We start from the raw sequence: 14,561 nt of genomic DNA on the forward strand, positions 1-14,561 counted from the left end.
GTGCCGGTTCCGGTCCTCCAGGTGGCGGTCGGCCGTGTCGTGTCGTGGACGACAAGGCCGCGCGGGGCCGAAGCCCGGCCCGACGGCCGTCCTGGAGCAACGCGACCGCGCCCGTCACCTGGACGTGGAAGACGACGAAGCCCTCGGCATGGCCGGCCGAGCATGCGCGGCCGTACGGCTGAGCCGCTGAGCGCCACCCTGACGGTGCACACACCACCCGAGGCCCGCCACCCGGTCGCCATCGAACAGAGCCACGCCGTCGCCCAGTGGGTCGTCGGGCAGGGCGCGGCCAAGGCCTGGACGGGTCCCGGCCGGCCGTGGCCGGTGACTCCGTCGGCGGCAACATGACCGCCGCGCTCCCCCTGACGGCCAAGGAGCGGGGCGGTCCCACGCTGGTCCAGCAGGTGCTGTGTCACCCGGTGACCGACGAGGCCGAGCGCGCCCAGATCATCCAGGACTTCGTGATGCTCAACGTCCTGCGCGGCACCCACGCGGCCGGGGCGGCCATCGACCTGGCCGTCCGCACGCCGCGCTCCGCTCTGCACTCCGGCTGAGCCGGAAGGTCACGTCTGCGGTATGCCGGAGTCCCACGTGCTCTCCACGGCGCCGGCCTCCCCGCAGGGTGACGGGGTGCCGGCGGCGGTCCGCTCCCCCTGAGACCGCCGCCGGCTGCTTGTCAGGAATTCGGTCTCCCGTGACGTACCCTCGCTCGCGATGATTATCTGCGGTCGCCCTGCAGAAATGATTCCGCCGCGGTATTTCATACAGAATTACCAACGTCTTTCGCAGGCGGACCAAACTTCCCGCAACAGCGTCGGACAATCCTCGCCGTAGGCGGCGACGGCCGCGAACACCGCGTCGAGGGCCGCCCGCAATGGATCGCTCTCCCCGGCGCCCAGCAGTGCGGGCAGAACCATGTGCGGCTGGGAGACGGGCAGGGACGGGCCGGGCGCACCGATCGTGGCCCACAGCTTGTAGCCCGTCGCTCGGGTGGGCTCCGGCGCGGGCTCTTCGGAGGGCCCCGGCTCCTTCGCCCGGTCGGCAGCCGGTCCCACGATCCATGCGGTCGGTTCGGGCGCCGGAACCGGCAGGCACACCTCGTCACCGGCGGGCGCCTGGAACGGCGGACGCTCAGGTGGGACGGCCCGCCTCACGGTCCGGTGCGGGAGACCCGGATCGGCGTCAAAGGCCCGCCAGGCCCGCTCCGAGTCGTCGAGGGGCGGCGGCAGTGGCCGTCCCTCCGTCACGGCGGCGAGTCCGGCGGCGATCCGGTCCAGCTCCGCCAGCCCCGCGGCCTCGCACGCGCGACGCGCGGCGAGCAGGGCCACCGCACGCTGTACCGCGGGGCCGGCCGCGTCGATGGCGTGTACGAGAGGCGCGTCGAAGTCGATCAGACCGAGCACGTTGCCGTCGGCCTCGCGCAGCGCCGGGCTCGGCGACCGACCGCCCCATGCCCACCGCTCATAGGCCAACTCGCGTTCCTTTTCCGCCTCTTCCTGTGCACGACGGGCCCGGCGTCCGGCATCCGCGCGGTCGGCCGGTGTGGGCGGCGGTGGCAGCTCGCGGGCGTGGCCGTGCCAGTAGGCCGCCATCCGCGAGGTCGGCCGCACGACGCGGTCCGGTGCGGGCGCGGCGGGCCAGAACTGCAGGAGACAGCAGTCCAGTCGGGGCTCCTCGTCCAGCCGGGTGTCCTTCCGGTGGGCCGCGTCCATGCCCATGGCGCAGTACCGCACCCGGTAGTCGGTCTCGGCCAGGTCCAGCTCCCAGGTGTCCTCCCACGCCCACCGCACGAGCCTCGTCCCGTCGGAGACGGGGCGGAAGGACACCTCCACGACGTCCTCCCAGCCTTCGGCCAACGGCGGTGCCTCCTCGTGCACTTCCACCGTGAAGCCCACATCGCCCGTGTGCAGTCCGGTGGTCAGCCACAGTGCGCCCGGAACTCCAGCCCCGCAGAGCCCGGCGGACTGGCCGGCGAACGCCTCCGCGAGGTCCGGGCCGAAATCCGCCCGTCCGCGGCGGCCGGGCCGGGGCTCGCCATCAGGTCGAGGTCCGTTCACCGCCAGCGTGTCTCGCGTCCCGCCCCTGAAATGGAGTCATGACTTCACAAGCACCCCTGAACGGCAGGAAGGCGCTGGTCACCGGCGGCAGCCGTGGGATCGGCGCGGCGACGGCACGACGACTGGCACAGGAGGGCGCGGACGTGGCCGTGACCTATGTGCACGGCAAGGAGGCAGCACAGGAGGTGGTACGCGACATCGAGGCGCTCGGGCGGCGGGCGGTGGCCCTGCGGGCGGATGCCGCGGACGCGGCGGAGGCGGCCGGCGCGGTGCACCGTGCGGCGGAGGCGCTCGGGGGCCTGGACGTGCTGGTGAACAACGCGGCCCTCGGCCTGATGCAGCCACTGGAGGACATGTCGCTCGCCGACGTGGACCGGCTCATCGCCGTGAACGTGCGCGGGGTGTTCCTCGCCTCCCAGGCCGCTGCCGCGCTCATGGCACCCGGAGGGCGGATCGTCACCGTCGGCAGTTGCATCACCCAGCACGTGCCTGCCCCCGGCGGCACCCTGTACGCGATGAGCAAGTCGGCCGTCGTGGGGCTGACGAAGGCGCTGGCCCGGGAGCTGGGCGGGCGCGGGATCACCGCGAACGTCGTACACCCGGGCCCGACCGACACCGACATGAACCCCGCCGACGGGCCCTTCGCGGCCGGCCAGGCGGCCATGACCGCGCTGGGCCGCTACGGCACGGCCGAGGAGGTGGCCTCCGCCGTCGCCTACCTCGCCGGCCCGGAGGCGGCGTACATGACGGGGGCGGAGCTGTCGGTGGACGGCGGACACGCGGCATGAGCGGGCGGGGCGCATCGGACTTCGGCCCGGCGCGCCCCGGCTCGACCCGCTCGACCCGCTCGACCCGCTCGACCCGCTCGACCCGCTCGACCCGATGGTGCGCCCCGACTCGGCCATGTCGACCAGGCGGTGTGTCCGGTGCCCGCCCCGGCTCGGGCCGACCGGCCGATGGACCGGTGTTTCGCGTGCCGGTTGACCGTGACCGAGGGATGGCTTTGGATGGGGGCCATGTCGGGTGGCGCACAGGCCGGGGCGGAGCCGCTTCTCCTCTTCTCCACGCAGGACGCGTGGGAGCAGTGGCTGGAGGAGAACCACACGGACGTCGCGGGTGTCTGGCTGAAGATCCCGAAGAAGGGCTCGGGAATCGACGGCGTCGACTACGCGCGGGCACTGGAGTCGGCGCTCTGCTTCGGCTGGATCGACGGGCAGAAGAAGAAGCTGGACGAGCTGCACTGGTTGCAGCGCTTCACTCCGCGTCGGCGGGGCAGCAAGTGGTCGCAGGTGAACCGGCAGAAGGCCGTCGAGCTGACCGAGCAGGGCCGGATGCGACCGGCCGGTCTGCGGGAGGTGGAGCAGGCCAGGGCGGACGGCCGCTGGGAGGCCGCGTACGCCGCGCAGAGCACGGCGACGGTGCCCGATGATCTCCAGGCTGCCCTGGACGCCGTCCCGGAGGCGCGGGCCTTCTTCGCGACCCTGGACAGCCGCAACCGGTTCGCGATCCTGTACCGGGTCCAGGACGCGAAGAGGCCCCAGACCCGGGCGGACCGCATCGAGAAGTTCGTCGCCATGCTCGCCGAGCAGCGGAAGATCTATCCCTGACCGGTGGCTCGGGCGCGCTCGGGCTGCGGATTGCCGCGCCGCCTCGGGAGAAGTCCGAACCCCGCCCCCAGCGCGACGAGGCCCATCCCCACCGCGGCCATGACGCCCTGCGTGCCGTCCACCGCGACCGCGCAGAACGCGGCGACGGTGCCGTTGAACAGGAACAGGAACCACAGCACCGGCCGGCGCGACAGGAAGGACTTGACCGGCTCCTTGCGGGCGATGCGGGAGCCGGCCACCAGCGAGAGGGCGATGCCGCCGTAGGTGGCCACGCTCTTCGCCGTGCCGTCGAGGACGGTGCCGGAGGCCGCCGCCGCCGAGAGTCCGGCGACGCACGTGATCCAGAGGGTGGCCGTGGTGAGCAGGGACTTCATGAGGGGACTGCCTTCCGGGGAGGGGCGGGAACGTGTGGTTCCACCGTCTCGTCACCCGGTCGCGGCCACGAGGGTGTGCGCTCCCGAAGCGGGGGTGTAGCCCGCTGCACCCCGTTGGTGTGGGCCGCTCCCCCGCCGTCGGGCAGCCGGGCACCTAGCGTGGCCGGTATGCGGAAAACCATGCGGCAGGCCGGGCGGGCCACGGTTCATCTGGTGCTTGCGGGGGCGATGGTGTTCGGCCTCTGCCTCTTCGTCACCGTGCTGCTGATCACCGCTGTCGGCACGCTCACGGTGGTCGGGGCCTGGCTGCTGCCCGAGACCGTGCTGCTGATCCGGCGGATCGCCGGGGCCAAGCGCGCCATGACGGCCGCGTGGACGGGCCGGGAGATCCCCGAGGCGTACCAGCCGATCACCGGTCCGCTGCGGCAGCGGCTGCGCACCGCCGTCCACGACCCCGGCACGCGCACCGATCTGCGCTGGATGTTCGCCTCGTACGGCTACGGCACCCTCGTCCTGGTCGCGTTGCCGCTGTGGCCGCTCGGCCTGGTGGCCGACGGGGTGTGGTGCGGGCTGCTGCGGCGCGCCCCGGTCGTCCTGCCGCTGATCACCCGGCTCGCCGACCTGGAGACCCGCTGGTCACAGGCCCTGCTCAGGCCCGCTCCGCAGGCGCTGCTGGCCGCCCGGGTCGAGCGGCTGGCGGCCACCCGTGCCGACGCCGTCATCGCCCACGAAGCCGAACTGCGCCGTATCGAACGCGACCTGCACGACGGCGCCCAGGCCCGCCTGGTGGCCCTCTCGATGCGGCTCGGGCTCGCCCTGCGTGCCTACGACCGGGACCCCGAGGCCGCCCGCGCGCTCCTCGTCGACGCACATCACCACGCCCAGGAGGCGCTGACCGAGCTGCGGCACGTGGTGCGCGGCATCCACCCGCCGGTGCTCACCGACCGGGGTCTCGTCGGAGCCGTACGGGCCCTCGCGGCGAGCAGCGGGCTCGATGTGACCGTGAGCGTGACGGGCGGCCTGGAGGAGGGGCCACGGCCTCCGGCGGCGATCGAGGCCGCCGCGTACTTCGCCGTGGCCGAGGCGCTGACCAACGCGGCCAAGCACGGCGGCGGCCGGCGGGCGGACGTACGGCTGGAGCGCCTGCGCGGCGGGCTGCGGACCGTGATCGGCGACGACGGCCACGGGGGCGCCGACGAGCGCGGCGGCACGGGCCTGCTCGGCGTCCGGCGCCGGGTCGCGGCCCTGGACGGCGAGCTGACGGTGACCAGCCCCGCCGGCGGCCCGACCGTGATCGAGGTGGAGCTTCCCTGCGTGTGGTGACGGCCCGCACCGAGGGTCTTGATCGCGATGCCGGACTGCATGGCCGGCACAGCACACGTGCTTCGGGCACGCTCGATGCCTCGGCACGCGTCACCAGTCACGGTCCGCCGTTTGCGGCGTCGCCGACCCGGGAGTTGCCCGGAGCCCCAGGTGACGCAGTGCGGCCGCCGCCGCTCCGGCGCCGCACAGGCCGTGGGCGCCGGGGCCCGGCGGGGTGGCCGCTGAGCAGAGGAACACCCCGGGCAGGCCGGTGGCGTACGGGTCGAGGGCCGGGCGGGGGCCCAGGAGGAGCTGGGGGGTGGTCTTGGCTCCGGTGACGATGTCGCCGCCGGTGAAGTTGGGGTTGGCGGCCGCGAACCGGGCGGGTGGGGTGGCCCGCAGGCCCACGATGCGGTCGCGGGCGCCGGGGGCGAACCGCTCCAGTTGCCCGAGGATCGCTTCGGTGGCGTCCGCGTCGTAGCCGTGCGGGACATGGGCGTAGGCGTACACGGGGTGGACGTCACCGGCCGAGCGGGCGGGGTCGGCCAGGTACTGCTGGCCGACCAGGACGAAGGGGCGTTCGGGCATGCGGCCGGCCACCACGTCCCGCTCCGCCTGTGCCACCTCGGCGAGCGGGCCGCCCAGGTGCACCGTGGACGCCCGGCGCGCGTGCGCGTTCGTCCAGGGCACACCGCCCTCGACGGCCAGGTCGAGCTTGAAGACGGCGGGTGCGCGATGGAAGCGCCGGTAGGCGTCGCGCACCCGGGCGGGCAGCCGGTCGCCGTACAGGGCCGCGACCTGGCCCGGGTCGAGGTCGAGGAGGGTGACGTCGGCGGGGGGCAGCTGCCGGCGGTCGGTGACGCGGACGCCGGTGTGGACGGTGCCTCCGTGCTCGCGCAGTACGCGCTCCATGGCGTGCGCGATGGACTGCGAACCGCCCTCGGCCACGGCCCAGCCCGCCGCGTGGCCCGCGGTGAGGATGCCGAGTCCGATCGCCGAGGTGAACGGGCGGGACAGCGGGCGCATGGCGTGCGCCGCCACGCCGGCCCACAGGGCCCGCGCCCGGGGCGTGCGGAAGAGGCGGGCGAGGACGGTGGCGGGCAGGGTGGTGGGCAGGCCGAAGCGGGCAAGCAGCAGCGGGTGGGAGGGGACGCGCAGGAGGGGGCCCAGCGCATCGTGGGCCAGGGCGTCCCAGTGCCGTACGGGGGTGGTGAACAGGGCCTGATAGCGGTCGCCGTCGGGGCCGAGCAGGCGGGCCGTGTCCGGTACGGAGCGCAGCAGCACCCCGGCGCTGCCGTCATCCAGCGGGTGTACGCAGTCGACGTCGGCCGTCCGCCAGCGCAGCCCGTACCGGTCGAGGCCGAGGGCGCGCAGGGCCGGGGACGTGACGGCGGTGGGGTGGATCGCCGAGCAGTGATCGTGCAGCAGGCCGGGCAGGAGGGCCTCGGAGCTGCGGGTGCCGCCGCCGATCTCGTCCGCCGCCTCCAGGACCGTGACCTCCAGCCCCGCCTTGGCGAGAAAGGCAGCGGCGGCGAGCCCGTTGGGCCCGGCGCCGACCACGACCGCGGACGTCATGCCGTGCCCCCCGTGGCGACTCGTGCAGAAATCAGATGGCCGCGGTGATCGTAACCCTCGGCCGCTCCGACCTCGGCTGCCCGCGCCGGCTCAGCTCAGCACTGGGGCCGCTTCCCGTGGTTGGCGGCGTGGCCGCGCCGTGACTTCTTCTTCCGGCGTCGCTTCGAGGACATGGCAACCTCCTGCCGAGGAAAAGATTCGATATACGCTACGAAAAATATCCCTCTTGTCGCATTTCAAAGCATCTTGAAGCATATGCACCCTTTGGAGTGAAGGAGCCGCCATGACCGGTGATCCGGAGCCGATCAGCGCCACGGCCCGGCGCGCACTGGAGCAGGAGCTGGCCGACCTGCGTGACGAGCGGCGACTCGTCGCCGGGACCGTGCGGGACACCGCCGAGGTGGGCGACAGCGCCGACGAGGCAGACGAGTTGCGGCGTGCCGACCAGCTCGACCGCCTGGACCGCCGTATCGAGGACATCACGGTACGGCTGCGTCAGGCGGCCGTGGCCGGGCCCGCACCCACCGATGCCGTGGGGGTGGGCAGCACGGTCACTGTCCGCTTCCCGGACGGCTCGGTGGAGACCCTGCAGGTCGGGGAGGTCGCCGAGGCCCTGGACCAGAACCTGGTCACCGTCGACAGCCCGTTCGGCCAGGCCCTGCTCGGCCACCGTCCCGGCGACACCGTCCGCTTCAGGACACCGGGCGGGCCGGCGAGCGCGGTCGTGGTGTCGATCGGCGAGCAAGGTGATCAAGACGAGCAGGGCTGAACGGCCGTTGCCGATCGCGGTGGTCGGTCACGTGCCGTCGGCGTCGGTGCTCTTCCGCACCGAGCAGTGCAGCGAGTCCTCCACCACGTCGGCGACGATCGTCTGCCCGGGCTCGGCTTCACCGCTCAGCAGCAGGTCGGCGATGCGGTTGTCGAGTTCCGCCTGGATGGTGCGGCGCAGCGGACGGGCGCCGAACTCCGGCTGGTGGCCATGCGCGATGAGCAGCTTCTTCGCGGACTCCGTGACGTCGAGCCGCATGCCCTGGGCGTGCACCCGGCGCTTGCTCCGGTCCAGCAGATGGTCCGCGATCCGGCTCAGGTCGTCCTCGGTCAGGCCGTGGAAGATGATGATGTCGTCGATGCGGTTGAGGAACTCCGGCAGGAACCTTCCCCGCAGGTCCTCCATCAACGCGTCCTTCAGTTCGGACACATCGCCCTTGTGGTCGAGGATGCGGTGCGCGCCGATGTTGGACGTCATGATGACCACACAGTGCCGGAAGTCGACGGTGCGGCCCTGCCCGTCGGTCAGCCGTCCGTCGTCCAGGATCTGCAGCAGGGTGTTGAACACATCCGGGTGGGCCTTCTCCACCTCGTCGAACAGCACCACACTGTACGGCCGGCGGCGCACCTTCTCGGTCAGCTGGCCCGCCTCCTCGAAGCCGACGTATCCGGGAGGGGCGCCGACGAGCCGGGCGACGGTGTGCTTCTCCTGGAACTCGCTCATGTCGAAGCGGATCATCCGGTCCTCGTCGCCGAACAGCAACGCCGCGAGGGACTTGGCGAGTTCGGTCTTGCCGACACCGGTGGGGCCGAGGAAGAGGAACGATCCCACGGGCCGGTCCGGGTCGCCCATGCCCGCGCGATTGCGGCGCACGGCCTGCGAGACGGCGGTGACCGCCTCGTCCTGGCCGACGATCCGGGCGTGCAACTCCTCCTCCAGCCTGAGCAGTCTCTCCTTCTCGCCTGCGGTGAGCTGGGCGACCGGAATGCCCGTGCGGCGGGAGACGACGTCCGCGATGTCGGCGGCCGTGACGGACACCACGCCCTCGCGGCGCTCCTCGATCCCGGCGAGTTCGGCCTCCACCTCGGAGAGCTTCCGCTTCAGCTCGGAGGCCCGCTCGAAGTCCTCGGCGGAGACGGCCTGTTCGAGTTCCCGGCGCAGCTTGGCGATCCGGTCCTCGCAGCTGACGACCTCGGTGGACCGGCTCACACTCCGCAGCCGTACCCGGGCGCCGGCCTGGTCCATGACGTCGATGGCCTTGTCGGGCAGGAAGCGGTCGGTGACGTAGCGGTCGGACAGCTCGGCGGCCGCGGCCAACGCCCCGTCGTCGAAGCGGACTTGATGGTGAGCCTCGTAGGAGTCGCGGAGTCCTTCGAGGATCTGGACGGTCTCCTCGACCGTGGGCTCGGGGACCATCACGGGCTGGAACCGGCGCTCCAACGCCGCGTCCTTCTCGACGTACTTGCGGTACTCGTCGATGGTGGTGGCGCCCACCACACGGAGTTCGCCGCGCGCGAGCGCGGGCTTGAGCATGTTGCCCGCGTCCATGGAGCCCTCGCCGGTGGCGCCGGCGCCGACGACCGTGTGGAGTTCGTCGATGAACAGAATGATCCGGCCCTTGGCGGCCTGGACGTCCCCGATGACCTTCTTCAGCCGTTCCTCGAACTGGCCGCGGTACTGCGCGCCCGCCACCATGCCCGACAGGTCGAGGGCGACGACCCGCCTGTCCTTCAGGGTGTCCGGGACCTCGCCCGCCACGATGCGCTGTGCGAGCCCCTCGACGATGGCGGTCTTGCCGACGCCGGGTTCACCGATGAGGACGGGGTTGTTCTTGGAGCGCCGGGAGAGGATCTCGACGGTCTGCTCGATCTCCTCGGCGCGCCCCACCACCGGGTCGAGCCTGCCCGCCCTGGCCTCTTCCGTCAGGTCCCGGCCGAACTCGTCCAGCGTCGTGGCCGGCTGCGGGCGCTCGGCGGGAGCTGCGTCGGCCCGGGCGGCCTGTTCGGCCAGGCCCGCCAGCTTCCCTGGGTCCGTGCCCTCGGCCCGCAGCAGCCTGGCGGCACCGGCGTCGCTGTCGCTCAGCAGGGCGCCGAGGATGTGCTCCGGGCCGATGTACGACACGCCGGCCGCCTGGGACTGGGCATAGGCGGCGCCGAGCGTGCGTTTGGCCGCCGGGGTCAGGCCCGGCTGCGATGACGGCTCCCCGGACTCGCGCGGCAGGATCTTGGCGATCTCGGCCGCGAGGGTGTCGGGGTCGACGCCCGCCTGGGAGAGCAGCCGCCGGGACGGGTCGACCTGGGTGGCCGCCCAGAGCAGATGTTCCGTGTCCAGGTCGGTCGTCCCGTCCTCGACGGCCCGCTGCGCGGCGAGGTTGAGCAGTTCCTGCGACGACTCCGTCAGCAGCCGTCCGATCGGCACGCGCTGTACTGCGGGAGGCGAGGACGCCGGTGACATCCCGAAGAACCGGTTGAACATCTCGCTGAACGGATCCGACGAACCGAAGGGTGCACCGAACGACATCGACATGACAGCTCCTGGGCGCGGAGAACCATTGATCCGCGGGGGTCCGTAACGCAGGGGGCGGTGACCTGGGGCAGTACTCGAACCGGTACTCGCTCCGGAGTCAGTAATCACTGAACCCCGCCGCGCACGGCACCGCAAACGGAGGGGCGCTTGGCATTCCGGGGTGCCGTCGGGTACACCCGTGGCGTGCTCTTTCGTCAGCTCGAATACCTCGTCGCGCTCTCCCGGGAGCGGCATTTCGCCCGTGCCGCCCAGGCCTGCTACGTCTCCCAGCCCGCCCTGTCGGAGGCGCTGCGCAAGCTGGAGGAGGAACTCGATGTGCCGCTGGTGCGGCGCGGCCGCAGGTACGAGGGGCTCACCCCGGAAGGGGAGCGCATCGTCGTGTGGGCGCAGCGGATCCTGGCCGACCGCGACGCCCTCAAGGACGAGGTCGACGCCCTGCGCAGCGGCCTGAGCGGCCGGATACGGATCGGTTCGGTGCCGACCGCGTCCGGCGCCGTAGCCCATCTGACCGGGCCGTTCTGTGCGGCGCACCCACTGGTCACGGTGGAGGTCATCGCGGACATGCAGTCGGTGGACATCCTGCGGCAGCTGCAGAACTTCGAGCTGGACGCGGGGGTGACCTATCTGCGCGCGGACGTGTCGGAGCAGTTCCACACGGTTCCGCTGTACCAGGAGCGGTACGTCCTGCTGCTCCCGGCCGCCGACAGCCTGGCCCGGCGTACGACGGCCACGTGGGCGGAGGCGGCGCGGCTGCCGCTGTGTCTGCTGACCCAGGCGATGCAGGGGCGCCGGGTGCTGGACGAGCTGTTCGCCGAGGGGGGGACGCAGGCCTCGCCCCGGTTGGAGACCGACTCCGTGGCGGCGCTGTTCGCCCATGTGAGGACGGGCCGGTGGGCGAGCATCGTGGCGCACGCCTGGCTGCATGTGTTCGGTGTGCCGCACGGCATGCGGGCGGTGCCGCTGGTGGAGCCCGCCGCCTCCGTACCGGTGGGCCTGGTGATCGCCGCCCGGGAGCCGGAGTCGGTCATGGCCCGGGCCCTGACGGACATCGCCCGCAGCACCGATGTGGCCACGGCCCTGGACCGTATCCCGGGGGACTAGCCAGGCGGCGGCCTGCGCGGGGAACGGTCAGCCCACCGGCTGGGCCGCGAGGCGTTCGGCGCCGGTGTAGACGTTCATCGACGTGCCGCGCAGGAAGCCGACCAGGGTCAGCCCGCTCTCGGCGGCCAGGTCCACGGCCAGCGAGGAGGGCGCCGAGACGGCCGCGAGCAGCGGGATCCCGGCCAGTACGGCCTTCTGCACCAGCTCGAACGAGGCACGCCCGCTGACCATCAGCACGGTTCCGCGCAGCGGCAGCAGCCCCGAGCGCAGGGCGTGTCCGACGACCTTGTCCACGGCGTTGTGCCGGCCCACGTCCTCGCGCAGACACAGCAGCTCGCCGTCGGCCGTGAACAGGCCGGCCGCGTGCAGTCCGCCGGTGCTGTCGAACACCCGCTGGGCCGCCCGCAGCCGCTCGGGCAGCGCGGCGAGCAGCTCCGGGCCCACGCTCAGCGGGTCCTCGGCCACCGACCATCTCCGCACCATGCGCACCGCGTCCAGGCCGGCCTTGCCGCACAGGCCGCACGAGGAGGTGGTGTAGAAGTTCCGCTCCAGCGACGCGGTGGGCAGGGCCACCCCGGGGGCGAGGCCCACGTCGACCACGTTGTAGGTGTTGCCGCCGTCGGCCGTGGCGCCCGCACAGTAGCGGATCCCGGTCACGTCGCCGGCGGCGTGGACGACGCCCTCGCCGACCAGGAACCCGGTCGCGAGGTCGAAGTCGTCGCCCGGGGTGCGCATGGTCACGGTGAGCGGGCGGCCGCCGACGCGGATCTCCATCGGTTCCTCGGCGGCCAGGGTGTCCGGCCGGTGCGCGGCCGCTCCGTCGCGGATGCGCAGCACCCGCCGTCGTACGGTCACTCGCCCCATGACGCCGCTCCGCTCGCGGGCTCCAGCCGGATCAGCACCCCTTTGGACGTGGGTGTGTTGCTGATGTCCGCGACGCTGTCGAGCGGTACCAGGACGTTGGTCTCGGGGTAGTAGGAGGCGGCCGAGCCACGGCTGGCGGGGTAGGCGACGACACGGAAGCCCTCCGCCCGGCGCTCGCGTCCGTCGTGCCACACCGCGACCAGGTCCACCAGGTCGCGGTCGGCGAACCCGAGTGCCTTCAGGTCGTCGGGGTTGACGAGCACGACCCGGCGGGCGTTGTGGATGCCGCGGTAGCGGTCGTTCATCGCGTACGGGACGGTGTTCCACTGGTCGTGGGAGCGCAGCGTCTGGAGCAGCAGATGTCCCTCGGGGATGTCGGGCATCGTGAAGTCGTTGCGGGTGAAGACGGCCTTGCCGCTCGGGGTGCGGAAGACGTACTCGTTGACCGGGTTGGGCAGCCGGAAGCCGCCGGGCCGGGCCACGCGGGCGTTGAAGTCCTGGAAGCCGGGGACGACGCGGGAGATGCGGTCGCGGACGGTGCCGTAGTCCGCCTCGAAGTCCGCCCAGGGGATGTCCGGGGTGTCGCCGAGGGTCCTGCGGGCCAGCCGGCTGATGATCGCGACCTCGCTGAGCAGGTGCGGGGAGGCGGGGTCCAGCTTGCCGCGGGAGGCGTGGACCTCGCTCATGGAGTCCTCGACGGTGACGAACTGCTCGCCGGCCGCCTGGACGTCCCGGTCGCTGCGGCCGAGGGTGGGCAGGATGAGGGCGGTGTCGCCGCAGACCGTGTGGGAGCGGTTGAGCTTGGTGGAGATGTGCGCGGTGAGCCGGCAGCGCCGCATCGCCTCCTCGGTGACGAGGCTGTCCGGGGTGGCGCGGACGAAGTTGCCGGCGACGCCGAGGAACACCTTGGCGGTGCCGTCGCGCATGGCCCGGATGCTGTCGACCGAGTCCAGGCCGTGCTTCGTCGGCGGGGTGAAGCCGAACTCGCGCTCCAGGGCGTCGAGGAACGACTGGGGCATCCGCTCCCAGATGCCCATGGTGCGGTCGCCCTGGACGTTGCTGTGCCCGCGCACCGGGCACACGCCCGCGCCCGGCCGGCCGACGTTGCCGCGCAGCAGAAGGAAGTTGACGACCTCGCGGATGGTGGGGACGCCGTGCTTGTGCTGGGTGAGTCCCATGGCCCAGCAGACGATGATCTTTCCGCTGCGCAGCACCTGCTCGTGGACGGCCTCGATCTGCTCGCGGGTCAGCCCGGTCGCGGCGAGGACGTCCTCCCAGGCGGTCTGCCGGGCGTGGTCGGCGAAGTCGGCGAAGCCGGTGGTGTGGGCGCTGATGAACGCATGGTCGAGGACGGTGCCCGGGCGCTTGTCCTCGGCCTCCAGCAGCAGCCGGTTGAGGGCCTGGAACAGAGCGAGGTCGCCGCCGGGGCGGATCTGCAGGAACTGGTCGGCGATCGCGGTGCCCCGGCCGATCACCCCGCGCGCCTTCTGGGGGTGCTTGAAGCGCAGGAGCCCGGCCTCGGGCAGCGGGTTGACCGCGATGACCTTGCCGCCGCCCCGCTTGGTCTCCTCCAGCGCGGACAGCATGCGCGGATGGTTGGTGCCCGGGTTCTGGCCGACGACGAAGACCAGGTCGGCGGTGTGGATGTCGTCCAGCGAGACGCTGCCCTTGCCGATGCCGAGTGTCTCCATCAGCGCCGAACCACTCGACTCGTGGCACATGTTGGAGCAGTCCGGCAGGTTGTTGGTGCCGTAGGCGCGGGCGAAGAGCTGGAGCAGGAACGCGGCCTCGTTGCCCACCCGGCCGGAGGTGTAGAAGAGGGCCTCGTCCGGGGAGTCCAGCCGGCGCAGTTCCCCGGCGAGCACCTCCAGCGCCTCGTCCCAGCCGATGGGTTCGTAGTGCTCGGCGCCGGGCCGCTTGATCATGGGCTCGGTGAGCCGGCCCTGCTGGTTGAGCCAGTAGTCCGACTTGGCACCCAGTTCGGCGATCGAGTGCTCGCGGAAGAAGTCGGTGGTGACGCGGCGCGTGGTGGCCTCGTCGTTGATGTGCTTGGCACCGTTCTCGCAGTACTCGTTGAGGTGCCGCTTGCCGGCCGCGGGCTCGGGCCAGGCGCAGCCCGGGCAGTCGATTCCCTTGGCCTGGTTGATGTTCAGCAGGGTCAGCGCGGTGCGGCGTACCGAGGTCTGTTCCAGGGAGTACGCCAGCGCGTGGGTGACCGCCGGAACGCCGGTGGCCCAGCGCTTGGGCGAGGTGACCGACAGGTCGTCTACGGGGTCCTCGATGCCGCTCATGGTCCGGCAGCATCCGCCCCGTCACGCAGGGAAGTCAAAGAGGCGTTTTCAATGAGCTGATAAGCGGCGGTTATCACATAGGCGGCCCCTATCGG

The 14,561-nt window shown here is 72.3% G+C and carries 12 protein-coding genes and 1 pseudogene; 6 read left to right on the top strand and 7 right to left on the bottom strand.

The window, feature by feature from the left end; translation table 11 throughout:
- Positions 1-216 precede the first annotated feature (216 nt).
- Positions 217-554 (top strand): annotated as a pseudogene (locus LE548_RS30205) (alpha/beta hydrolase fold domain-containing protein); the annotation flags it as partial.
- Between the two features lie 216 nt (positions 555-770).
- On the opposite strand, the gene LE548_RS30210 reads toward LE548_RS30205, so the two are convergent.
- Complete coding sequence (locus LE548_RS30210) at positions 771-2,057, bottom strand: hypothetical protein (RefSeq protein WP_225100134.1); 1,287 nt, start codon at positions 2,055-2,057, stop codon at positions 771-773.
- A 38-nt stretch (positions 2,058-2,095) separates the two neighbouring features.
- Here LE548_RS30210 and LE548_RS30215 point away from each other — a divergent pair, with 38 nt between their 5' ends.
- Complete coding sequence (locus LE548_RS30215; RefSeq protein ID WP_225100135.1) at positions 2,096-2,845, top strand: SDR family oxidoreductase; 750 nt, start codon at positions 2,096-2,098, stop codon at positions 2,843-2,845.
- 228 nt (positions 2,846-3,073) lie between these two features.
- Complete coding sequence (locus LE548_RS30220; protein WP_225100136.1) at positions 3,074-3,664, top strand: YdeI family protein; 591 nt, start codon at positions 3,074-3,076, stop codon at positions 3,662-3,664.
- Here the strand turns inward: LE548_RS30220 and LE548_RS30225 are convergent.
- Entirely contained in the window at positions 3,655-4,038 is a 384-nt protein-coding gene (locus tag LE548_RS30225) for a hypothetical protein (protein ID WP_225100137.1), read from the bottom strand. The two genes, LE548_RS30220 and LE548_RS30225, sit on opposite strands and share 10 nt — an antisense overlap.
- A gap of 168 nt (positions 4,039-4,206) precedes the next feature.
- Between LE548_RS30225 and LE548_RS30230 the strand changes: the two genes are divergently transcribed.
- Entirely contained in the window at positions 4,207-5,361 is a 1,155-nt protein-coding gene (locus LE548_RS30230; protein WP_225100138.1) for a histidine kinase, read from the top strand.
- A 90-nt stretch (positions 5,362-5,451) separates the two neighbouring features.
- Here LE548_RS30230 and LE548_RS30235 read toward each other — a convergent pair whose 3' ends face one another.
- Positions 5,452-6,915 (bottom strand): NAD(P)/FAD-dependent oxidoreductase, encoded by a 1,464-nt coding sequence (locus LE548_RS30235; RefSeq protein ID WP_225100139.1) that lies wholly within the window; start codon positions 6,913-6,915, stop codon positions 5,452-5,454.
- Between the two features lie 95 nt (positions 6,916-7,010).
- Positions 7,011-7,088 (bottom strand): 50S ribosomal protein bL37, encoded by a 78-nt coding sequence (locus LE548_RS46625; protein WP_373305753.1) that lies wholly within the window; start codon positions 7,086-7,088, stop codon positions 7,011-7,013.
- A gap of 110 nt (positions 7,089-7,198) precedes the next feature.
- Here LE548_RS46625 and LE548_RS30240 point away from each other — a divergent pair, with 110 nt between their 5' ends.
- Positions 7,199-7,684 (top strand): GreA/GreB family elongation factor, encoded by a 486-nt coding sequence (locus tag LE548_RS30240; protein ID WP_225100140.1) that lies wholly within the window; start codon positions 7,199-7,201, stop codon positions 7,682-7,684.
- 27 nt (positions 7,685-7,711) lie between these two features.
- Here the strand turns inward: LE548_RS30240 and LE548_RS30245 are convergent, their stop codons facing one another.
- On the bottom strand, positions 7,712-10,210 hold the full coding sequence (locus LE548_RS30245) for an ATP-dependent Clp protease ATP-binding subunit (RefSeq protein WP_225100141.1): 2,499 nt from the start codon (positions 10,208-10,210) through the stop codon (positions 7,712-7,714).
- A 183-nt stretch (positions 10,211-10,393) separates the two neighbouring features.
- Between LE548_RS30245 and LE548_RS30250 the strand changes: the two genes are divergently transcribed.
- Entirely contained in the window at positions 10,394-11,311 is a 918-nt protein-coding gene (locus tag LE548_RS30250) for a LysR family transcriptional regulator (RefSeq protein WP_225100142.1), read from the top strand.
- Between the two features lie 27 nt (positions 11,312-11,338).
- Here LE548_RS30250 and fdhD read toward each other — a convergent pair whose 3' ends face one another.
- The gene (gene fdhD, locus LE548_RS30255; protein ID WP_225100143.1) at positions 11,339-12,175 is read right to left on the bottom strand and encodes a formate dehydrogenase accessory sulfurtransferase FdhD; all 837 of its coding nucleotides are present in this window, start codon (positions 12,173-12,175) and stop codon (positions 11,339-11,341) included.
- Entirely contained in the window at positions 12,163-14,466 is a 2,304-nt protein-coding gene (locus LE548_RS30260) for an FdhF/YdeP family oxidoreductase (protein ID WP_225100144.1), read from the bottom strand. Before LE548_RS30260 ends, fdhD begins: the two co-directional genes overlap by 13 nt.
- Positions 14,467-14,561: the final 95 nt, after the last annotated feature.

This window comes from Streptomyces sp. CoH27 (assembly GCF_020181035.1).
In the GTDB taxonomy this organism is placed as follows: Bacteria; Actinomycetota; Actinomycetes; order Streptomycetales; family Streptomycetaceae; genus Streptomyces; species Streptomyces camelliae.

Excerpts from the sequence above, each read along its gene's own strand:
- LE548_RS30230 (WP_225100138.1), top strand. The coding sequence starts at position 4,207 with ATGCGGAAAACCATGCGGCAGGCCGGGCGGGCCACGGTTCATCTGGTG.
- LE548_RS30235 (WP_225100139.1), bottom strand. The coding sequence starts at position 6,915 with ATGACGTCCGCGGTCGTGGTCGGCGCCGGGCCCAACGGGCTCGCCGCC.
- fdhD (WP_225100143.1), bottom strand. The coding sequence starts at position 12,175 with ATGGGGCGAGTGACCGTACGACGGCGGGTGCTGCGCATCCGCGACGGA.
- LE548_RS30240 (WP_225100140.1), top strand. The coding sequence starts at position 7,199 with ATGACCGGTGATCCGGAGCCGATCAGCGCCACGGCCCGGCGCGCACTG.
- LE548_RS30225 (WP_225100137.1), bottom strand. The coding sequence starts at position 4,038 with ATGAAGTCCCTGCTCACCACGGCCACCCTCTGGATCACGTGCGTCGCC.
- LE548_RS30215 (WP_225100135.1), top strand. The coding sequence starts at position 2,096 with ATGACTTCACAAGCACCCCTGAACGGCAGGAAGGCGCTGGTCACCGGC.
- LE548_RS46625 (WP_373305753.1), bottom strand. The coding sequence starts at position 7,088 with ATGTCCTCGAAGCGACGCCGGAAGAAGAAGTCACGGCGCGGCCACGCC.
- LE548_RS30260 (WP_225100144.1), bottom strand. The coding sequence starts at position 14,466 with ATGAGCGGCATCGAGGACCCCGTAGACGACCTGTCGGTCACCTCGCCC.
- LE548_RS30220 (WP_225100136.1), top strand. The coding sequence starts at position 3,074 with ATGTCGGGTGGCGCACAGGCCGGGGCGGAGCCGCTTCTCCTCTTCTCC.
- LE548_RS30245 (WP_225100141.1), bottom strand. The coding sequence starts at position 10,210 with ATGTCGATGTCGTTCGGTGCACCCTTCGGTTCGTCGGATCCGTTCAGC.